We start from the raw sequence: 19,423 nt of genomic DNA on the forward strand, positions 1-19,423 counted from the left end.
TGACCTGCCCGCACGCCCCGCAGCCCCTGCCGTTTTTGGGGCGCTGTCCCGCTCAACCCACCGCAGTTCCTCCTCGCGGGAGACATCATGAAGACCCTACGAGCCGCCCTCGCCACGACCGCCTCCGTCGCACTGCTGGCCGCCTGCAGCGGCGGCACCGAAGCGGGCGACGGCAAGGACTCCCGGACCCTCACTCTCGCCTCCGTCGACCAGGGCTCGGTCGAGGCCGTCGTCAAGGCCTTCGAGAAGGCCAACCCGGGCGTCAAGGTCCGCTACACCACCAGCGGCGCCGACCAGTACCAGCAGCAGATCCGCACCCAGCTGTCCTCGGGCACCGCCCCCGATGTGATGTCGGTGTGGCCCGGCAACGGCAATCCGGCCGCCACCCATGTGCTGGCAGAGCCCGGCTACCTGCGGGACCTCTCGGACCGCCCCTGGGCGGCGAAGCTCCCGGACGCCACCAGGAGCGTCGCCCAGTACGACGGCAAGACCTACAACGCGCTCTTCGGACAGAACGGCATCGGCGCCGTCTACAACCAGCAGGCACTGAAGGAATCGGGCCTCACGGCTCCGACGACCTGGACCGGACTCCTGACGTTCTGCAAGGACGCCGCAGCCAGGAAGACCCCCGCCTTCGCGCTCGGCCTCCAGGACAACTGGGTCACACAGATCGTGCAGTACGCCCTGGTCGCCACCACCGTGTACGGACCCGAGCGGGACTTCGACCAGAAGATGCAGGCCGGGCAGGTGACCTTCGCCGACTCCGCGTGGAAGACCGCCATGGACAAATACCGGACCATGGAGAGGGAGGGCTGCTTCCAGAAGAACCCGCTCGGCACGAACTACGAGGCCAGTCAGCAACTCGCGGCCACCGGTAGGACGCTGGGCATCGTGCAGGGCAACTGGGTGATCGCCCTGCTCAAGGAGAAGAACCCGAAGGGGACCTTCACCCTCAAGCCGCTGCCGGCCGACGACAAGCCGGCCGACGCCCTGATGCCTGCCGCGGCGGGAGCGGGCTACGGCGTCAACGCGAAGGCGAAGAACGAGGAACTGGCCCTGAAGTGGGTCGACTTCGTGATGTCGCCGAAGGGCATGAACCTGTACGCCGAGAAGCAGGGCGGCCTGCCCACCCTGCCCGACACGGGCTACACCGTCGACCCGTCGCTGACCGAGCTGTCGCGCTTCATCACCGACGACCGGACCGTGCCGTTCATGGACCAGCTCTGGCCCAACGCCAAGGTGCAGCAGACCATGCTCAGCGGCCTGCAGGAGATCTTCAGCGGCCAGGCCGAGCCGAAGGACGTCCTCAAGTCGATGGACACCGACTACAAAGCCGGCTCCTGAGCGGCCGACCGGCGGCTGCTCACCCGTCCGCGCAACCACGCCGGCGGGCGGCTGCTCACCTGTCCCGGCAACCACCTCACCCCCTTTTCGCATCCAAGGAGCTTCAGCATGTCCGCAGAGCCGCGAAACTCCCTCAGCCGCAGACACGTCGTGGGAGTCATGGCCGCCGGAACGGCCGGTATGACGATCCCTCTCGTGGCCGCCGGCCCGGCCACCGCCGCACAAGCCAGTGGAGCGTCCGTGACCGCAGTCGTCGTCGACCTCGCCGTCAACGGGCGCCTGGACGAACCCCTCGGCGTCGACGACACCACCCCGAGACTCAGCTGGCGGGTGACCACCGGCCGGCAGGGATGGAAGCAGGCCGCCTACCAGGTCCGTGCCGCCCGTACACCGCGTGCACTCGTCCACGGGCCCTACCTGTGGGATTCCGGCAAGGTCCGCTCCGACACCCAGCACGACATACCGTGGCACGGCCGCGACCTCCGCTCCCGGCAGGAGGTGCTGTGGCAGGTCAGGGCCTGGGACAGCCAGGGGCATGCCACCGCGTGGAGCCGTCCCGCCGCCTGGGAGACGGGTCTGCTCAAGCGCGGCGACTGGGGTGACGCCGAGTGGATCGAGCACCCCGCCCGCGGCGTCGGCGACCCGCTGCCGCTCTTCGCCCGGTCGTTCACCGTCGGCCGCCACGGTACGAAGATCGCCAAAGCGCGCCTGTACCTGTCGGGCGTCGGCCTGCACATCGCCCGGGTCAACGGCAGCCGGGTGACCGACGAGGTCCTCGCCCCGGGCAACTCCAACTACCAGCTGTCCACCGAGTACCGCGCCTACGACGTGACCGAGCTGGTGCGTCCCGGTGCCAACGTGATCGGTGTCGAGCTGGGACACGGCACCGCACTGGTCACCCGGTCCGTCACCAACCCCGCCACGGGCCGTACGGCTCCCTACAGTTGGTGGCAGAGCCAGACCAAGGGCAGTGGCGTCCTCGCGGCCCCGGCCGCCGCCGGAGACCGTACCGTCAAGGTGAGCGCGGTGACCGGCTACCACGTCGGCGGCACGGTCAACGTCGACACGGGGGACGGCGGCGAACGGCTGGAGTCACGCACCATCACCGCCGTCGGCACCGCCGGGGCCGACGGAACCGGCATCACCTTCCAGCCCGCCCTGAAGAAGGCGCACGCCGCCGACGCCGCTGTCACCGGTTCGGGCAACTCCCTTGCGAGCACCGACCCCAGCGCGGGTGCGGCCGTCACACCCCGCATGATCGCCCGACTTGAGATCACCAAGGGTGACGGCTCGGTGGAGACGGTCGTCAGTGACCGCGCGTGGCGGACGGCCCTGGGACCGACCACGACGAACAACTGGTACTCGGGCACCGACCACGACGCCCGGCGCGAGCAGACCGGATGGACCGAAGCAGGCGCCGACTTGGGCGGCACCGCCCGTCGCCGGGACGGCTCACCCGTCGGCTGGGTCGCCGCCGGAATCGCCCCGCCGCCCAACCTGACCACCGAACTCGTCTGGCGCGCGGGCGAACCGGTGAAGATCGCCGAGCGCCTCCGTCCCGTCTCGGTCACCCAGCCGCAGCCCGGCGTGTGGGTCTTCGACTTCGGCCAGAACTTCGCAGGCTGGCCCCGACTGAGCCTGGACGGCAGGGTTCCCGCCGGTACGACCGTCAAGCTGCGGCCCGCGGAGTCCCTCAACGCGGACGGCACCGTCGACCAGGCCTCCATCATGGGCGGCGGCGCGGGCCGCGGCACCGACGTCTTCGCCACCTACACCGCACACGGCGCCGCCGAGGACGAGACCTGGCACCCCGAACTCAACTACTTCGGCATGCAATGGGTGCAGGTCACCGGCCTTCCGGCGGGATACACGCCCACCACCAGCACCCTCACGGGACTTCAGCTGCACGCCGACACCCCCGTCGCGGGCAGCCTGCGCACCTCCGACGACCGGATCAACCGCATCCACCGGATGTCCCGGTACTCGATCATGAGCAACCTGATGTCCACGTTCACGGACTGCCCCGGCCGCGAGAAACTCGCCTACCCCGCGGACTACCTGCAGCCCTTCCACTCCCTGCACCGCCACTTCGGGTACGCGGCCTACCTGCGGACCATGGAACGCCACCTCGCGGAGGGCCAGTCCAAGGCCGGCGACAACATCGGCAACGTCGCACTCAAGGCCCCCGTGTACGACTGGGGGTACACCGGCCGCTTCGGCGACGAGATCAACTGGGGCAACGGCATCGTCCTCACCCCCTGGTTCCTCTACGAGACCTACGGCGACACCCGGACCATGGCCCGCCACTACCCCCAGATGCAGGCGTTCCTGACCTACATCAGGACCCGGAAGGCGGGCACCGGCGCCGACGCCCATATCGTCGACGCGGCCCTTGCCGACTGGATCGCCGCCGAGACCACCTCCGGCCGCATCACCGGTACCTGGGGCTACCACCAGGTCGCCGACCGCATGGCGAAGATGGCCGCGCTGCTGGGACGCCGCGCGGACGCCGCCGAGTACCGTGCGCTGGCCGACAACATCAGAACCGCGTTCAACGACGCGTTCTACAACAGGACACTTGGCCGGTACACCAGCCGGGGGGAGTCGGGTACGGAAGGGGCCACCCAGGCCGCCCAGGCGCTGGCGCTCGACGAAGGCCTCGTCCCGGCCGACCAGCGTGCCCGGGTCCTCGACGCCCTGGTCGAGCTGGTCGACGGTTTCCAACCCTTCGGCGGCGGACCGCACTTCAGCGGTGGCACCATCGGTCTCGCACCGATCGTCCGGGCGCTGATGGACGGCCGGCGGGACGACGTGCTCTGGCGGGTCCTCCAGGAGGACACCCAGCCCAGTTACGGGTTCTTCATGGCGCCCACGACCGCCAACCCCCAGGGCCTGACCACCATCCCGGAGGAGTGGGGCATCCGGAACTCGAAGAACCACATGATCCTCCTCCAGATCGAGGAGTGGTTCCACGGCGGCCTGGCAGGCATCCGGCAGGCTCCCGGCTCCGTCGGCTACCGCGAGCTGGTCATCGACCCGAGGACCGTCGGAGACCTCACCCACGTCGACGGCACCTACCGGACCCCGTACGGCGAGGCCACGTCGGAGTGGACGCTGAAGAACGGCACCTTCCGCCTGACCGTCCATATCCCACCGAACACCACGGCCGAGGTACGGGTCCCCAGGGGCACCCACGCCTCCCCGGACGCACCCCACGACGCGAACTTCCACCACACGGAGGGAGACCGCGCGGTCTACAAGGTCCAGTCAGGCACGTACACATTCACAACCAAGGGCGTACGACCAACCGCCTAGCCACCCGGCCCCTTGAGGGGCGCGAGGAACGGCGCGAGCAACCCAGGACAACCCGCACGCTTCAAACGAACGCGCGGCCCCACCCCTTGAGGGGCGCGGGGAACGGCGCGAGCAACCGACGAGGACCCGCACGCTACAAACAAGGGCCCGGCCCCGCCCCCCCAGGGGCGCGGGGAACGGCGCGAACAACCCCCACCGGCCGACGGTTCGCGACGAGCCCGAGCCGGCCGGAGGCACATGGCGGACGACAGCGGCGCGATCGGCAGCCCAACAGGCCCTGCCGAACGGGACGTTCAGCCGCGCAGTCGCGGACCTTCGGCATCCGGTGCGAAGCGCCCCACGGGCCGAGAGTGAGAGGTGTCAGAAACCGACGGGACCAACCTCGAAGGGATCACCACCATGGCCGTGCACGAGCACCCTCACCGGAGTCCGGGCTTCCCTCTGCGGTCGTCGCGGAAGAACCGGACCCCATCCGCAGCCGGGGACGCGGTGTCGACGCTCACCGACACACGCACCGCACGCGCCTACGCCTTCGCGTCACTGCGTCTGCTGACCGGGTTCGTCTTCCTGTGGGCGTTCCTGGACAAGACGTTCGGCTTCGGTTACGCGACGCCGAACGGCAAGGGCTGGATCGACGGCGGCTCACCGACCAAGGGATTCCTCGGGAGCGTGGCCGTCGGGCCGATGGAGTCCACGTTCCACGAGTGGGCCGGGGCCACGTGGGCCGACTGGCTGTTCATGCTCGGCCTGCTGGGCGTGGGGATCGCCGTCACCGCCGGTGTCGCGCTGCGGGCGGCGGCGCTGGCCGGGAGCGCGATGATGGCGCTGATGTGGATCGCGGAGTGGCCGCCGGCGAAGCATCTGTCCGACGGTACGGCGAGCATGTCGACGAATCCGTTCGTCGACTACCACGTGATCTACGCCGTGGTCCTGATCGCCCTCGCGGTGGCCGGTGCCGGTGCCACCTGGGGTCTGGGCAGGATCTGGGCGCGGATCCCGGTGGTCCGCGACCACCGCTGGCTGCGGTGACCGCGAGGGACGCGGCGGACCCGCACGGGCCCGCCGCGTCCGCCGGTCGCGGGGCCGTTCGGCCCGAGCCGGGCACCAGCGGCCCCCGCGCCACGACATCTCCCGTCCCCGAAGCCGGAACCACCTCACCCCTCAGGAGGCAGCATCATGGTCCGCACAGTTGTCGCAGGTCTCGACGGATCGGCCGAGAGCCTGGCCGCCGTCGAGTGGGCCGCCCGTGAGGCGAAGCTGCGGGGCCTGCCGCTCAAGCTCGTCCACGTCTGGGAGCCGGTCCCCGAACCCATCGCCCAGGCGCCGCTCGTCGGCGCCGAGACACAGCAGCACTGGACCGAGCGCATTCCCCGCGAGGCCACCGAAGGCGTCCGGCTGCGTCACCCCGGCGTGGACGTCAGCGCGGAACAGCTGGCCGGCCGTCCCAGTGACGTGCTGGCGCGGGCGGCGGAGGACGCCGAACTGCTGGTCCTCGGCTCCCGGGGGATGAGCGGCATCGGAGGCTTCCTGCTGGGTTCCGTAGGCCTGGCCGTCGTCGCCCGGACGGAGCGGCCCGTGGTCCTGGTCCGCGCGGGGGAGCAGGCGGCCGACGAGCACACGATGGACCCGTCCGGCATCCCCTCCGCCGCGAGCCCCTTCCGGCCGGTGCTCCTCGGGCTCGACACCGACAGCCCGCACGACACGGTGATCGAGTTCGCGTTCGACATCGCGCTACGGCGGCAGTCGGGCCTGCGGGTCGTCCATGGCTGGAACCCGCCGCCCTACTACGCGTACGGACTCCCGACGGACCTCGGGCTCCATGAGGAGCTGGCCAAGCAGCGGGCCGCGGCCCTCACCGAGGTGCTGCGCCCGTGGCGGCTGAAGTTCCCCACCGTCGAGGTCGTCGAACGCTCCCGCTACGGCAGCGCGGCCCAGCACCTGGTCGACGCGTCCCGCGAAGCCTCCCTGCTCGTCGTCGGCCGGCGGATCCGCCGCAGCTCCTTCGGCGCGCACACGGGCCCCGTCACGCACGCCGTCCTGCACCACGCCACGGCCCCCGTCGCCGTCGTGGCGCACGGCTGACGCGTACGCCGGAGCAGGAAACGATCATGGGCGTCGGGGGCCCGGCCGGAAATGTTCGCCGGAGACAGGTGAGGTGATGTTTCCGGGGTAAGCGAGATTCGGTAAGAGCGCTTCGGCAGTGAGGCGGAATGTATGAATCTGGCTGAGCAGGAAAAAGGCCGGCAGCGACTGATGGACACTTCCACAGCGGTCACCGCTGTGGTCGAGGGCACTGCGGGGATCGGTGATTCCCGTGACGTGGCCCGTAGATTCTTGGAATCTTTGCAGGTCGAGCAGGGGATTCCGGTGTCCTCGCGGGCGACCGGAATGGTTCAGCTGGTGGTGTCCGAGCTGGTGACCAACGCCCGTAAACACGCTCCGGGTCCCTGCGTGATGACCCTGGAAGCCGGCGAAGGAGCCGTCGCCGTGACGGTGTGGGACAGCGGCGCCACCTTGCCGCAGATCCTGCCACCGAACCCCGCCCGGATCGGACAGCACGGTCTGGAGATCGTCATGGCGGTGAGCCGGAGCTTCGAGATCCACCGTGAGCCGGTCGGCAAGCGCATCCGGGCCTCGATCGTCCTCGCCGACGACCCGGGCGGTGACGCGGCCGGCCATCAGCCGATGTGAGCACGGCCGCGTGCCGGTACCGGTGCCGGTACCGGCCGCTCGGTCAGAGGCCCGCCGCGTGGTCGGGGACGTACGTCTGCAGATCGCGCGGCGGTCGCTCGTAGCCCATCGACGGCGGTCGCTTCGGCAGCTCCAGTACCGGCGGCGGGACGTCGTGGTAGGGCAGCGACCCCAGTAGATGGGCGATCATGTTGAGGCGGGCCCGCCGCTTGTCGTCGCTCTCGACGACGAACCAGGGCGCCTCGGCGATGTCCGTGTGGACCAGCATCTCGTCCTTGGCCCGTGAGTACGCCTCCCAGTGGGTGATCGACTCCAGGTCCATCGGCGAGAGCTTTCAGCGCCGCACCGGATCGTCGAGCCGGCGCCGGAACCGGTCCTCCTGCACGGCGTCGCTCACCGAGAACCAGTACTTGCGCAGCACGATTCCCTCCTCCACCAGCATCCGCTCGAAGATCGGACACTGGCGCAGGAACAGCTGGTACTCCTGCTTCGTACAGAAGCCCATGACGTGCTCGACCCCGGCCCGGTTGTACCAGCTGCGGTCGAACAGGACGATCTCCCCGGCCGCGGGAAGGTGCTCGGCGTAGCGCTGGAAGTACCACTGGGTGCGCTGCCGCTCGGTCGGCTTGGGCAGGGCCACGATCCGGGCGACCCGCGGATTCAGATGCTCGGCGACCCGTTTGATCGTGCCGCCCTTGCCGGCTGCGTCGCGTCCCTCGAAGACGACCACGAGCCGGGCGCCCTCCGCCCGGACCCACTCCTGGAGCTTCACCAACTCGGTCTGTAGACGCAGCAGTTCACGCTCGTACGGTTTACGCGGCAGAGTCGCCGCCTTCTTGTCGGCCATGCCGCCTCCCCTGCTCGCGGACCTGACGGAACCACTCTGCCCGAGGTCGGACACCAGGACAGCACGCCACTGACCGACGACCGGCCGCGCACCCCGGCCACCGGCCGTCGTGCGTGGCCGGGCCCTCCGGGCCGGCCGCACGGCCGGGGCCCCGGGGCCGACCGGCCCTCATCCCACCCCGTACAGCCCATGGGGGCGCGGCCCGGACCGCTGGATGCTCGAAGTGCCCAGAGGCTTTGAGGAGACCCGCGATGACGGACGAAGCACGCAGTCGACCCATGGTCCACGCCCTGCTCGCGGACGGCACCACCGTGTGCATCCGTCCCGTGACCCGGGGAGACCACGACCAGCTGCAGGGACTGTACGAGGAGATGTCCCCGGACAACCTGCGGCTGAGGTTCTTCGCGGCGAGCCGGCGCTCCGCCGAACTGGCCGCCGACCCTGCCTGCGCCCCGCCGCGACCCGGCTACCGGGCCCTGCTGGCCGAGACACGGGGCCAGGTGATCGGCCTGGCCGAATACGACACGCAGGGCGGCGGTGACGAGGCCGAGATCTCCATCGCCGTCGCCGACGGACTCCACCACCGGGGCATCGGCACCCTGCTCGTGGAGCATCTGGTCTCGGCCGCCCGCGCGGAGGGCATCGGCACCTTCACGGCCGACGCGCTCAGCGAGAACCACGAGGTCCTCCAGCTCTTCGCCGATCTCGGCCTGCGCACCGCCCGCCGCTTCGAGGGGCCGGAGGTGCGCTGCACCGTCGACCTCACCGAGGACGACACCTACCTGACCGCCGTGGAGGCCCGCGGGCGCGCCGCCGACATCGCGAGCCTGGAGCCCCTCCTGAGGCCCGCCGTCGTCGCCGTCGCGGGTGCCGGGCGCAAGGCCGGATCGGTCGGGCGCGCCGTCCTGCGCCAGCTGCACGCGGGCGGCTTCACCCGACGGCTCTTCGCGGTGAACCCGTCGGCCACGTCCATACTCGGCGTGCCGTCCTACCCGTCGGTCAGCGCCCTGCCCAGGACTCCCGACCTCGTCGTCGTCGCGGTACCGGCCGCCGCGGTCCAGGCCACCGCCGAGGAGTGCGGCAAAGCCGGCGTACGGGCCCTGCTCGTCGTCTCCGCCGGCCTCGACAGCGTGCAGGCCCAGGCGCTCATGACGGCATGCCGTACGTTCGGAATGCGGCTCGTCGGCCCCAACTGCCTGGGTCTGTCCAACACCGACCCCGACCTGCGTCTCGATGCCACCTTCGCCGCCGACCGTCCGCGCCCCGGCACCGCCGGTGTGGCCGTGCAGTCGGGCGGGGTGGGCATCGCGCTTCTCGCCGGACTGTCGCGCCTGGGCATCGGGGTGTCCTCCTTCGCCTCCCTCGGCGACAAGTACGACGTCAGCGGCAACGACATGCTCCAGTGGTGGGAGTGCGACGGCCGAACGGACCTCGCCCTGCTGCATCTGGAGTCCTTCGGTAACCCGCGGTCCTTCTCGCGCGCCGCACGTCGGGTGACCCGGCGCATGCCCGTCCTCACCGTCGACGCCGGCCGCACCGACGCGGGCCGCCGCGCCGCCGCCTCGCACACGGCTGCCGCCGCCACCCGGACGATGACGCGGCAGGCCCTGTTCACCCAGGCGGGGGTCACCGCCACACCCTCGGTCGCCGAACTCCTCGAAGCCGCCGCCCTGATGCACTCCCAGCCGCTGCCCGCGGGCACCCGCGTCGCGATCGTCACCAACGCGGGCGGCGCCGGAGTCCTGGCGGCCGACGCTTGCGCGGAAGCGGGGCTCGCCCTGCCACCGTTCACCCCGGAGGCGGTCGACGACCTGCTCGCCGCACTGCCCGAGGGCGCGGCGGCCGGCAACCCCGTCGACGCGACCGCCGCCGTCACCGAGGAGCAGCTGCGGGCATCCGTCGAGCGGATCACCCGTGCCCCGGGTGTCGACGCCGTCCTGCTCGTCCTCGTTCCCACGGCGGTGGCCGCGGCGACCGGCGACGATCTGATCAGGGCCCTCACCCGGCCATGGACCCCGGACGCCCAGCAGGCGGGCCGGACCCTCGTTCCCGGGCACCGGGCGGTGCCGGTCCTCGCGGTGCGGCTCGAACAGGACCTTCCGGTCAGGCTGCTGCCCGCCACGGACGGCAGCACCGTCCCCTCCTACGCCGAACCCCAGGCGGCGGCACGGGCCCTGGCCCACGCCGCACGCCGAGCGGCCTGGCTCAGCCGCCCCGCGGGGACGGTCCCCGACCTCGACGGAGTCGACACACGCCGCGCGCACGAGGTCGCCGACACCTTCCTGGCCGCGCACCCCGACGGCGGCTGGCTGGACCCGCGCACCTGCGCCGAACTCCTCGCCTGCTACGGCATTCCGCAGCTTCGGTGGGCCTGGGCCGAGACCGAGAACGACGCCGTGACCGCCGCCGAGCGGCTGCGCGGTCCCGACGGCCTGGTGGTCATGAAGGCCCACTGGCCGGGCCTGCTGCACAAGAGCGAACAGCACGCCGTCCACCTCGACCTCCAGGGCGACTCCCAGGTGCGGGCCGCCTTCCGGGACTTCGAGACACGGTTCGCGGGCCTGCTCACAGGCGTGGTCGTGCAGCCGCTCGCCTCGCGCGGCACCGAACTGCTCGCGGGCGTCGTCCAGGACGAGGTCTTCGGACCGCTGGTCCTGTTCGGCCTCGGGGGAACGGCGACGGAAGTGCTCGCCGACCACGCCGCCCGGCTCGCCCCGCTCACCGACCGCGACGTGCACGATCTGATCACGACCCCGCGCTGCGCTCCCCTTCTCTTCGGAGCCAAGGGCGGCGGGCCCGTCGATCTCGAAGCCCTCGAACAGGTGCTGCTGCGCCTGTCCCGCATGGCGAGCGACCTGCCGCAGCTCGCCGAAGCCGACTTCAACCCCGTTCTCGCGGCACCGGACACGGTCTCCGTGCTCGATGCGCGTGTGCGCCTGCTGCCGCGCAGGCCCCAGGACCCGTACCTGCGCCGACTCCGCTGAGGAGGGAACCACCATGAAGCACGACAAGGTCGGCTCCGTGATGACCACGGAGGTCGTCCGGGCCCAGTACGGAACCCCGTTCAAGGAGGTGGCACGGCTGCTCGCCGGCCACCGGATCAGCGGTCTGCCCGTGGTCGACGAGGACGAGAAGGTCATCGGAGTCATCTCCGAGACGGACCTGATGGCCCGGCAGGCGCAGACCCCCGATCCGTACGCGCGCAAGCGTCGCCTGCGGCTCTCACGGCTGAGGCGCGGCGCCAGGAAGCAGGCCGCGAAGGCACGGGCCCGTACCGCGGGGCAGCTGATGACCGACCCGCCCGTGACGGTGCACGCCGACGACAGCATCGTCGAGGCCGCTCGCACGATGGCCGGGCGGCGGGTGGAACGACTGCCCGTCCTGGACGAGGAGGACCGGCTCGTCGGCATCGTCACCCGCCGCGACCTGCTCCAGGTCTTCCTGCGGCCCGACCGGGAGATCCGCCAGGTGGTGATCGACGAGGTGGTGGTACGGGCGCTGTGGCTGGCGCCCCGGACGGTCGAGGTGTCGGTGGCCGAAGGAGTGGTCACGCTCGCCGGGCACCTGGAACGCAAGAGCGAGGCGAAGATAGCCGTCTCCATGACGCGCCAGATCGACGGTGTGGTCGCGGTCGTCGACAAGCTCACCTTCCGACTGGACGACGACCGGTTCCAGCCCGACGAACAGGGCCTGCACGGTGTCACCGACACCTGGATGCGCAGGATCTGACACGAGACCGACGTGAGACCGACGCGGGACGGAGAGGAGGCGGACCGCCATGCCCAAGCGTGTGCTGGTCGCCTACGGAACGAAGAACGGATCGACCGCACGGATCGCCGACGCCGTCGCCGCGGTCCTGCGCAAGGACGGACTCGCCGCCGACCCACTGCCGGCCCGGTCCGTGACGGGGACCCTCGTGGCGTACGACGCCGTGGTGGTCGGAGGCGGCCTCTACGCCGGGCGCTGGCACCGTGACGCCCGGCGGTTCCTCCGTCGCCACCGTGCGGAGCTGGCCGGACGGCCGGTGTGGCTGTTCAGCAGCGGCCCGCTCGACGCCTCGGCCGCGGAGCGGGACATCCCGCCCGTGTCCGACGTGCGGCGGGCCATGGACCGACTGGACGTCAGGGAGCACATCACCTTCGGGGGCTGCCTCGAAGAGGGCGCGAAGGGGTTCGTCGCCGGGATGATCGTCCGGTCCGGAAAGGGCGGGGACTTCCGGGACTTCACCGCCATAGAGGCGTGGGCGTCGCGGATCGGGGCCCAGCTCGTGGACGGCCACGACCAGGACCGGACGAGCGGCTGACCCACCCGTGGCCGGTCCCCGCGGCCCCCGTCGGGCCGGTGCTCTCCCGCTCCCGCCGGCACCGGACGCCGCGAGGACGCCCGCGCGAGAACCACGCGGCGGGGGAGACGCGAGGTCTCGCGCACCGGCCGCCGCCCCGACCGGCGAAAGGGGCGGCGGCCGAGTCTTCGTGTACTCCGCCTCTCAGGACCACCCTGGGCCCGGACGGCATGGCTGAGCAGGGGCCGAACGGTCCTCGACGGAGACCTGGCGGCCCTGTCGGCCGGGCGGAGACCGGACGACGCTGGTCGTGAGAAGCAGATCGAGACACAGCGAGACACAGGAGGTGTGCGGAATGCCCACGCCCGTGATGGCCGGAGTCGACGGCTCCGCGGAGAGTTTCGCGGCAGCAGAGTGGGCGGCCCGGGAGGCCGTACGCCGCGAACGTCCCCTGCTGCTCCTGCACGCGAGGAACTGGCATCCCCGCCGGGCGGACGGCGAGCCGGCGGACGCCGCGCAGCGGCAACTGGCCCGGCGTGCCCTGCGCCGGGCGGAGGAACGCGTCCGCCGGGCTTGTCCAGCGGTCCAACTGTCGGACGAACAGGTCGAAGGGCCCGCGAGCGCCGCCCTGTTGAGCGCGGTGGACCGGGCCGACCTGCTGGTACTCGGCTCGCGCGGGCTCAGCGGCTTCACCGGATTCCTGGTGGGCTCCGTGGCCCTCGCGGTGGTGGCGAAGGCGACGTGCCCCGTGGTCCTCGTACGCGCGGGGGAGGAGGCGGCGGACGAGAACCTTCCCGCGGAGGAAGGCAGCGCGGCGGAAGGGAGCGGGGAGGAAGGTGGTGCGGAGGACGGGAGCGCGGTGGGCGAGGGTGCCTCCGACCGTATCGGCCACCGGGACGTGGTGCTCGGTCTCGACGCCGGTGACCCGAGCGACGAGGTGATCGAGTTCGCCTTCGAGGCGGCCCGGCTGCGCGGCGCCCGGTTGCGTGTCCTCCACGCCTGGCAGCCGCCCTCCGCGTTCGAACTGGGCCCGGGAGACGTGGCTCTGGCGGACAAGCCGCAGCAGGGGCGGGAGTGGCGCGGATTCCTGTCCGCGGTGCTTCAGGTGTGGCGGGACAAGTACCCCGGAGTCGAGGTCGTGGAGTGCGTGCCGCAGGGCAAGGCGTCGACCGCGCTGATCCGGGCGGCCTCCGCCGCCGGGCTTCTGGTGGTCGGTCATCGCCTGGCGGAGCGGCCGGTGGGTCCGCGTACCGGGCCCGTCACCCACGCCGTCATCCACCATGTCGGCTGTCCCGTGGCCGTGGTGCCCCATCCCTGACGGGCCGGCCCGCACCGGGGACGGGGATCGGCAGCGGCTCGTCGGCCAGTACCTGGTCCGCCGTGCGACGAGGGGAGGGCGGGCCCTGCGGGCCGTATCCGAGGCGCAGCACCATCTGGGCGTGCGCGCCCCGGCCGCCGGGAGCTTCCATGAGCTGTTCCCGCAGGTCCGGCCACTCCAGGGCCTGGTGCAGCAGGGACGACCGTACGCCGTATGTGGTGGCCACCAGCAGGACGCGTTCGAGCGCCTGTCCGGCGCGCAGCCAGTCGGCCCGCCGGTCGTGTGCCGTGGACAGCACGGCGATCGACGGCCGTTCCTCGAAGGGGCGGGCGGTGAGCGCGTCGGGGTGCCGGTGCGCGCCGAAGTCCCGCATGGGAAGGCGCTCCCGGAAGTCCTGCGGTCCCAGCGCGGCGGGCGGTATGCCGAGGGCGTCGTCGGCCGGCCCGTGCACCCAGCGGCGGCTCTCGGCGGCCCGGTCGGGGTCGGCCGTGTTGCGGTGCTCCGCCTCGCGGGTGAGACGCAGGAGCCGGTCGCTCTCAACGGGACCGGGAACGCTCAGGCGAGCTCCTTCGACGTGCGCGGCCTCGGCGAGCTCGGTGAGGACGGCTGTCGGCAACTGCCGTCCGGAGAACGGGAAACGGCTGCTGTGCCGACGCCACAGCGTCCCGTAGAGGCGTGGGGTGGAGGACGCGGCGGCGGTGCCGCTGGGCCGTACGGTCGCCAGCAGGTCCGGCTCGTCGGGCCGGGGCAGCAGCCGGGAGACCGGCTCCCAGCCGTGGTGCGCCACCGCGATCCGGAGGTTGAGGAGGGCGCACCCGACGGACAGGTACAGGCCCCGCCCGGTCGGATCGGTGTGGCGCAGACCGCGTGCCGCCGCTGCCCGGATCTCCAGCGTCAGGGTGTCGGGGTCCAGCCGGAAGCGCCACGGCTGGGTGTTGTGGATCGAAGGGGCGGCCACGGCCGCCGAGACGAGGTTCTCCAGGGTGGTGACGTCGAGAACGGCGGATCGCATCGCGAACTCCTCCCCGCCCCGCGCCGACGGGCCGGCGGGGCTCGGCCGGCGAGCGGATCCAGCGTGCCGCCCGGCGTGCCGCGTCCAGGAGGGGCCGGACGGCCTCGCCGGGCCCCGAACGGCCCGGATTCCGCGGACCTGAGGCACCTGCCACCGCGGCCTCGGAGGTGAGACGTTCGGAGCGGTTCCGCACGGCAGTTCCTCGAACTCATCCGTCCACGAGAGGGGACGAGCGATGCGGAGGACCCGGCTGACGAGGATCCTGGTACGGCGGTGGCGCTGGCGATGGCGGCGGAATCCGCTGCGGCGGCACACCGACGGGGTGGAGGCGTGGATCGTCCTGGTCGCCTGGGCGCTGGCGACGATCGGCGGCGCCGTCGCGGGAGCCGTCTCCGCGCAGGCCACCGAGACCGCGCTGATGCGGAGCCGGGCGGAGCGCCGGGAGGTGTCCGCCGTGCTTCTGGAGACGGCGCCGGCCGACCTGGTCGACATGACCACCGGAGACATCTGCTCCCGGGTACGGGCACAGGTGCGCTGGACCGACAGTGACGGAGTCGTCCGTACCGACGGCGCGAGCGTGCGGGCCGGTACGAAGTCCGGGGCCACGGTGCCGGTGTGGACGGACGGGCACGGCCGCCTGGTGCCCGAGCCCATGGGCCCGGGGGAGGCGCGGGCGCGCGCGATTCTGACCGGCGCGGGAGCCACGGTCTTCGGCGGTCTGGTGATCCTCGCCGCCGGACGCGTCGTCCGGCTGGGGATCGAGCACCGGGCGACCGAGCGGTGGGGCGAGGAGTGGGCGCGGGTCGGGCCGCGGTGGGGGCGCAGAACCGGCTGAGGGGCACTGCGCGACGCCGGAGGGAAGGCGGGTGACGGCCGGTCCTCAGCCGGGTGTCACGTCGCCGGGTGCCAGTTCGGAGATCAGTGCGCGCACGCGCGTCTCGATCGCGTTGCGGATGGGACGGACGGCCTCGACGCCCTGACCGGCCGGGTCGTCGAGCTGCCAGTCGAGGTACCGCTTGCCGGGGAAGACAGGGCAGGCGTCGCCGCACCCCATGGTGATCACGACGTCGGACGCCCGGACGGCCTCCACCGTGAGGACCTTGGGCCGCTCGGCGGAGATGTCGATGCCGGCCTCGGCCATCGCGTCGACCACGGCCTGGTTGACGGTGTCGGCGGGAGCGGAGCCGGCCGAGCGGACCTCGATACGGTCACCCGCGAGATGAGTGAGGAAAGCGGCGGCCATCTGGGAGCGGCCGGCGTTGTGGACGCAGACGAACAGCACCGACGGGCGTGCGGTGGAAGTGTCCATGGAGGGTGGCTTTCTCGGGATGGGGTCAGGAGGGGACGGGTTCGGGTTCACTGTCCGGGACGTCGAGTTCACGGTCGGCGGGGACGGTTCGCGGGCCGTGGACGGTGGCCACGATGCCCGACCCCACTACGGCGCCGACCAGTTGTGCGGCGATGAACGGGGCGACGGACGTGGGCGCGATCCCGGCGAAGGTGTCGGTGAAGGCCCGGCCGACGGTCACCGCCGGGTTCGCGAACGAGGTCGAGGAGGTGAACCAGTAGGCGGCCCCGATGTACGAGGCCACCGCGGCCGGCGCGAGTGCGGCGCGGCCGGTCCGGCCGAGGCCGAGGACCAGCAGGATCAGCCCGGCCGTGGCGACGACCTCACCGAGCCACAGAGGTCCGGCGAAACGGTCGTGGGTCGAGAGCTTCGCCAGGGGCTCGCCGAACATGGCGGCGGCCAGGACCGCGCCGCCGATCGCCCCCACGATCTGTGCGGGGACGTACGCGGCGGCATCCCGCGCGGTGAGCCCGTCCGGGGTGCGGCGCCCGGTGAACCAGGCGGCGAGGGTGACGGCCGGGTTGAAGTGCGCGCCGGAGACCGGCCCGAAGACGGTGATCAGCGCGTACAGGGCGAAGACGGTGGCCAGGGAGTTGGCGAGCAGCTGTACGCCGATGTCGCGCGAGAGGTCGGTGGCCTGGATGCCGGAGCCGACCACCGCCGTCACCAGCAGCCCGGTCCCGATCGCCTCGGCGGCGACCCGGCGGCCGAGCGGGGCCTTCACGCGCGGACTTCGGCGGGCCGCGGGGTGGCCAGGAACGCGGCGAGCCGGTCCAGTACGCCGGGCAGGACCCAGTAGTACACCCAGGTCCCGCGACGCTCGCAGTCGATGAGGCCGGCCTGTCGCAACAGCTTGAGGTGGTGGGAGATCGTCGGCTGGGACAGGTCGAAGGCCGGGGTCAGCTCGCACACGCAGACCTCGCCGCGCTCGCCACCTTCACCGCCCTCACTGCTTTCACCGCCCTCACCGCGCGAGGCGATCATCGACATCAGGCGCAGGCGGACCGGGTCGCCCAGAGCCTTGAAGAACCTCGCCAGGTCGGCCGCGCGGTCCTCGTCCAGCGGCGCGGTGGCCAGGCCGGGGCAGCAGGCGCTGTCCTTGCCGATCACCTCAAGCTCTTGTTTCGACATCCTTCTATGTTGACGTCTTTCGATCCAAGGCGCAAGCTTGCATCAACGAACGTCAATACAGCGAGTTCCAGGGAGTGAGACATGAACGAGCAGTCCACCGACCTGCGCGACATCGTCCGTCAGCGGTATGCCGCGACGGCTCTCAAGGTCACGACGGCAGGGAGTGCCACCGAGGGCGGCACCGGCTGTTGTGGACCACAGCCGGTCGAGGTCGACGACACCTTCGGCTCGGCCCTGTACGCAGCCGACGAGCGCGACACCCTGCCCGCCGACGCGGTCGCGGCCTCGCTCGGCTGTGGCAACCCGACCGCCGTCGCCGACCTGCGCGCGGGTGAACGCGTGCTCGACCTCGGCTCGGGCGGCGGAATCGACGTCCTGCTGTCCGCCCGCCGGGTGGGCCCGACCGGCAAGGCGTACGGACTGGACATGACGGAGGAGATGCTGGCCCTGGCCCTGGCCAACGCCGAGAAGGCGGGCGCGACGAACGTCGAGTTCCTCAAGGGCACCATCGAGGCGATCCCGCTGCCCGCGGACACGATCGACGTCGTCATCTCCAACTGCGTGATCAACCTGTCCACGGACAAGTCCGCCGTCTTCGCCGAGACCTTCCGGGTACTCAGGCCCGGCGGCCGCATGGGTGTCTCGGACGTCGTCGCCGACGACACCCTCACCCCCGGGCAGCGGGCCGAGCGCGGGGACTACGTCGGCTGCATCGCCGGAGCGCTGTCCTTCGCCGAGTACCGCCGGGGGCTTGAGGCGGCCGGCTTCACGGACATCGAGATCACCCCGACCCACCCGGTCGCCGACGGCATGCACTCCGCCGTCGTCCGCGCCGGCAAGCCCGCGACCGCCGGCAAGTCCGCGACCGCCGGCAAGTCCGCGACCGCCGCTTCCGCCGGGACCGTCGGCGCCCCGGACACCGTCACACCGTCGCCGGGGCAGGCCCGGCCGCTATGAGGAAGGCTCGTGCGCGGAGAGGTCGAACTCGACGTCCACGACACCCTCGACGGCCCGTGCCAGCCGTGCGGCCACCGGCACCAGGGACGTGTCCCGGACGTGCCCGCTGAGCTTCACCACACCGCCCCGCACCTCGGTCCACACGGAGGACGAGGGCGGCGGGAACAGGTACGAGACGACTTCCCGCCGTACCTCCTCCGCCATCTCCTCGTCGTCCCGGAGGAAGACCTTCAGCAGATCGGCGCGGCTGACGACGCCCCGCAGCGTGCCCGACTCGTCCACGACGGGAAGCCTCTTGACCCGGGCGCGTGCCATCGTCCGCGCGGCCTGGGCGAGCGTCGCGTCGGGGGAAGCGGTGAGGGCCGGGGAGGTCATCAGTTCCCCGGCGGTCAGCGCACCGGCCTTGGCGAGGTCGGAGAGCCTGCGCAACTGGGTATGGCGATCCGGGTCGCTGTCGCGGAACTCCTCCTTGGGCAGCAGATCGGCCTCGGAGACGACGCCGACCACCTGTCCCTCGCCCTCGACGACGGGCAGGGCGCTGACCTTCCGTTCCTGCATCGTCCGCACGATCTCCTTGAACGAGGTCTCGCGGTCCACCGTGGCGACGGTGCGGGTCATCACATCGCTCACGACGTGCGGCGTGCCGTGCATGATGTATCCTTGAACGCTTCGGTCGGGGGAGCCGTCACACGCGACTGCCGCTGCCGTAGGGGGCGTACAGGTCCAGCAGCCGGGTGCGGGCCGAGCGCAGCCGGTGGGCCAGTACGTCACCGACCCACTGGGTGACCGCGCTGCCGAACTCCGGATCGCTGCGGCACAGGGCGCGTACGGCCGCGGCGTCGAACTCGTAGGCCCGCAGGGGAGTGGTGGCCTCGGCGCCCAGGTGCCAGGTGTGCGGCGCGAACAGCCAGGACCAGCCCGCGAGTTGGTTGTGACCGAGCGTCTCGATGACCGCTGCCCGCCGGCCGGGCACCCGCATGTCGAGCGTGACGGTGCCGGTGCGCACGATCCAGAAGCGGTCGGCCCGTCCGCCCTCCTCGAAGAGGCGGGTCCCCGCCTCGAACGACACCTCGCGGGCGAGGTCCATCAATCGCTGCCGGTGTTCGGCGGGGAGGGCCCGCAGCATGCTCGACGTGACGGAATCGTTCATGACGTGCCTCCATGGGTGCATGCGGTCC

Annotated in this window: 17 protein-coding genes and 1 pseudogene; 11 read left to right on the forward strand and 7 right to left on the reverse strand. The window is 71.8% G+C overall.

All coding sequences use genetic code 11. The annotated features are described in order from the left end of the window. Positions 1 to 87 precede the first annotated feature (87 nt). The 5 genes from ACZ60E_RS03585 to ACZ60E_RS03605 all read left to right on the forward strand — a co-directional run bounded on the left by ACZ60E_RS03585 (position 88) and on the right by ACZ60E_RS03605 (position 7,350). Positions 88 to 1,344 (forward strand): ABC transporter substrate-binding protein, encoded by a 1,257-nt coding sequence (locus tag ACZ60E_RS03585; RefSeq protein WP_469437640.1) that lies wholly within the window; start codon positions 88 to 90, stop codon positions 1,342 to 1,344. Between the two features lie 108 nt (positions 1,345 to 1,452). Beyond that, positions 1,453 to 4,659, forward strand: a complete 3,207-nt coding sequence (locus ACZ60E_RS03590; RefSeq protein ID WP_469437642.1) for a family 78 glycoside hydrolase catalytic domain — start codon at positions 1,453 to 1,455, stop codon at positions 4,657 to 4,659. A 399-nt stretch (positions 4,660 to 5,058) separates the two neighbouring features. Further along, on the forward strand, positions 5,059 to 5,688 hold the full coding sequence (locus ACZ60E_RS03595; protein WP_469438329.1) for a DoxX family protein: 630 nt from the start codon (positions 5,059 to 5,061) through the stop codon (positions 5,686 to 5,688). Positions 5,689 to 5,835: 147 nt separating this feature from the next. Further along, entirely contained in the window at positions 5,836 to 6,741 is a 906-nt protein-coding gene (locus ACZ60E_RS03600) for a universal stress protein (RefSeq protein WP_469437644.1), read from the forward strand. Between the two features lie 132 nt (positions 6,742 to 6,873). Next, positions 6,874 to 7,350, forward strand: coding sequence for an ATP-binding protein (locus tag ACZ60E_RS03605; RefSeq protein ID WP_453793344.1), 477 nt, complete (start codon positions 6,874 to 6,876; stop codon positions 7,348 to 7,350). Between the two features lie 43 nt (positions 7,351 to 7,393). Here the strand turns inward: ACZ60E_RS03605 and ppk2 are convergent. Continuing rightward, positions 7,394 to 8,197 (reverse strand): annotated as a pseudogene (ppk2, locus tag ACZ60E_RS03610) (polyphosphate kinase 2). 251 nt (positions 8,198 to 8,448) lie between these two features. Between ppk2 and ACZ60E_RS03615 the strand changes: the two are divergent. The 4 genes from ACZ60E_RS03615 (at position 8,449) to ACZ60E_RS03630 (ending at position 13,797) form a co-directional block, all read left to right on the forward strand. Continuing rightward, complete coding sequence (locus ACZ60E_RS03615; protein ID WP_469437646.1) at positions 8,449 to 11,181, forward strand: bifunctional acetate--CoA ligase family protein/GNAT family N-acetyltransferase; 2,733 nt, start codon at positions 8,449 to 8,451, stop codon at positions 11,179 to 11,181. A gap of 13 nt (positions 11,182 to 11,194) precedes the next feature. After that, positions 11,195 to 11,926 (forward strand): CBS domain-containing protein, encoded by a 732-nt coding sequence (locus tag ACZ60E_RS03620; RefSeq protein WP_469437648.1) that lies wholly within the window; start codon positions 11,195 to 11,197, stop codon positions 11,924 to 11,926. Between the two features lie 49 nt (positions 11,927 to 11,975). Further along, the gene (locus ACZ60E_RS03625) at positions 11,976 to 12,500 is read left to right on the forward strand and encodes a flavodoxin domain-containing protein (protein ID WP_469437650.1); all 525 of its coding nucleotides are present in this window, start codon (positions 11,976 to 11,978) and stop codon (positions 12,498 to 12,500) included. Between the two features lie 334 nt (positions 12,501 to 12,834). Then, positions 12,835 to 13,797: a universal stress protein gene (locus tag ACZ60E_RS03630; protein WP_469437653.1), complete on the forward strand. Its 963-nt coding sequence runs from the start codon at positions 12,835 to 12,837 to the stop codon at positions 13,795 to 13,797. On the opposite strand, the gene ACZ60E_RS03635 is transcribed toward ACZ60E_RS03630, so the two are convergent. Continuing rightward, positions 13,751 to 14,809 carry an Acg family FMN-binding oxidoreductase gene (locus tag ACZ60E_RS03635; RefSeq protein WP_469437655.1) on the reverse strand — a complete coding sequence of 353 codons (1,059 nt, stop codon included), beginning with the start codon at positions 14,807 to 14,809 and terminating at the stop codon, positions 13,751 to 13,753. The genes ACZ60E_RS03630 and ACZ60E_RS03635 overlap by 47 nt on opposite strands. Positions 14,810 to 15,044: 235 nt before the next feature. On the opposite strand from ACZ60E_RS03635, the gene ACZ60E_RS03640 reads away from it, so the two are divergent. Then, the gene (locus ACZ60E_RS03640) at positions 15,045 to 15,644 is read left to right on the forward strand and encodes an Rv1733c family protein (protein WP_469437657.1); all 600 of its coding nucleotides are present in this window, start codon (positions 15,045 to 15,047) and stop codon (positions 15,642 to 15,644) included. A 45-nt stretch (positions 15,645 to 15,689) separates the two neighbouring features. Here ACZ60E_RS03640 and ACZ60E_RS03645 read toward each other — a convergent pair whose 3' ends face one another. Genes ACZ60E_RS03645 through ACZ60E_RS03655 form a run of 3 tightly spaced genes read right to left on the reverse strand, consistent with a single transcriptional unit; the run spans position 15,690 to position 17,288 of the window. Then, complete coding sequence (locus ACZ60E_RS03645; RefSeq protein ID WP_469437659.1) at positions 15,690 to 16,118, reverse strand: arsenate reductase ArsC; 429 nt, start codon at positions 16,116 to 16,118, stop codon at positions 15,690 to 15,692. A gap of 25 nt (positions 16,119 to 16,143) precedes the next feature. Next, positions 16,144 to 16,881, reverse strand: coding sequence for an aquaporin (locus ACZ60E_RS03650; RefSeq protein WP_469437661.1), 738 nt, complete (start codon positions 16,879 to 16,881; stop codon positions 16,144 to 16,146). Beyond that, positions 16,878 to 17,288: an ArsR/SmtB family transcription factor gene (locus tag ACZ60E_RS03655; protein WP_469437663.1), complete on the reverse strand. Its 411-nt coding sequence runs from the start codon at positions 17,286 to 17,288 to the stop codon at positions 16,878 to 16,880. Before ACZ60E_RS03655 ends, ACZ60E_RS03650 begins: the two co-directional genes overlap by 4 nt. 81 nt (positions 17,289 to 17,369) lie before the next feature. On the opposite strand from ACZ60E_RS03655, the gene arsM reads away from it, so the two are divergent. After that, on the forward strand, positions 17,370 to 18,245 hold the full coding sequence (gene arsM / locus ACZ60E_RS03660) for an arsenite methyltransferase (RefSeq protein ID WP_469437665.1): 876 nt from the start codon (positions 17,370 to 17,372) through the stop codon (positions 18,243 to 18,245). On the opposite strand, the gene ACZ60E_RS03665 is transcribed toward arsM, so the two are convergent. Further along, positions 18,240 to 18,896: a CBS domain-containing protein gene (locus ACZ60E_RS03665; RefSeq protein ID WP_469437667.1), complete on the reverse strand. Its 657-nt coding sequence runs from the start codon at positions 18,894 to 18,896 to the stop codon at positions 18,240 to 18,242. The genes arsM and ACZ60E_RS03665 overlap by 6 nt on opposite strands. Before the next feature lie 34 nt (positions 18,897 to 18,930). Further along, positions 18,931 to 19,395 carry a cyclic nucleotide-binding domain-containing protein gene (locus ACZ60E_RS03670; RefSeq protein ID WP_469437670.1) on the reverse strand — a complete coding sequence of 155 codons (465 nt, stop codon included), beginning with the start codon at positions 19,393 to 19,395 and terminating at the stop codon, positions 18,931 to 18,933. Positions 19,396 to 19,423 lie beyond the last annotated feature (28 nt).

This window comes from Streptomyces sp. NPDC102514 (genome assembly GCF_055584525.1).

Coding starts and splice junctions, on each gene's coding strand:
- ACZ60E_RS03620 (WP_469437648.1), top strand. CDS start 11,195: ATGAAGCACGACAAGGTCGGCTCCGTGATGACCACGGAGGTCGTCCGG.
- ACZ60E_RS03615 (WP_469437646.1), top strand. CDS start 8,449: ATGACGGACGAAGCACGCAGTCGACCCATGGTCCACGCCCTGCTCGCG.
- ACZ60E_RS03645 (WP_469437659.1), bottom strand. CDS start 16,118: ATGGACACTTCCACCGCACGCCCGTCGGTGCTGTTCGTCTGCGTCCAC.
- ACZ60E_RS03640 (WP_469437657.1), top strand. CDS start 15,045: ATGCGGAGGACCCGGCTGACGAGGATCCTGGTACGGCGGTGGCGCTGG.
- ACZ60E_RS03600 (WP_469437644.1), top strand. CDS start 5,836: ATGGTCCGCACAGTTGTCGCAGGTCTCGACGGATCGGCCGAGAGCCTG.
- ACZ60E_RS03625 (WP_469437650.1), top strand. CDS start 11,976: ATGCCCAAGCGTGTGCTGGTCGCCTACGGAACGAAGAACGGATCGACC.
- ACZ60E_RS03590 (WP_469437642.1), top strand. CDS start 1,453: ATGTCCGCAGAGCCGCGAAACTCCCTCAGCCGCAGACACGTCGTGGGA.
- ACZ60E_RS03670 (WP_469437670.1), bottom strand. CDS start 19,395: ATGAACGATTCCGTCACGTCGAGCATGCTGCGGGCCCTCCCCGCCGAA.
- arsM (WP_469437665.1), top strand. CDS start 17,370: ATGAACGAGCAGTCCACCGACCTGCGCGACATCGTCCGTCAGCGGTAT.
- ACZ60E_RS03605 (WP_453793344.1), top strand. CDS start 6,874: ATGAATCTGGCTGAGCAGGAAAAAGGCCGGCAGCGACTGATGGACACT.
- ACZ60E_RS03635 (WP_469437655.1), bottom strand. CDS start 14,809: ATGCGATCCGCCGTTCTCGACGTCACCACCCTGGAGAACCTCGTCTCG.
- ACZ60E_RS03665 (WP_469437667.1), bottom strand. CDS start 18,896: ATGCACGGCACGCCGCACGTCGTGAGCGATGTGATGACCCGCACCGTC.
- ACZ60E_RS03630 (WP_469437653.1), top strand. CDS start 12,835: ATGCCCACGCCCGTGATGGCCGGAGTCGACGGCTCCGCGGAGAGTTTC.
- ACZ60E_RS03595 (WP_469438329.1), top strand. CDS start 5,059: ATGGCCGTGCACGAGCACCCTCACCGGAGTCCGGGCTTCCCTCTGCGG.
- ACZ60E_RS03585 (WP_469437640.1), top strand. CDS start 88: ATGAAGACCCTACGAGCCGCCCTCGCCACGACCGCCTCCGTCGCACTG.
- ACZ60E_RS03655 (WP_469437663.1), bottom strand. CDS start 17,288: ATGTCGAAACAAGAGCTTGAGGTGATCGGCAAGGACAGCGCCTGCTGC.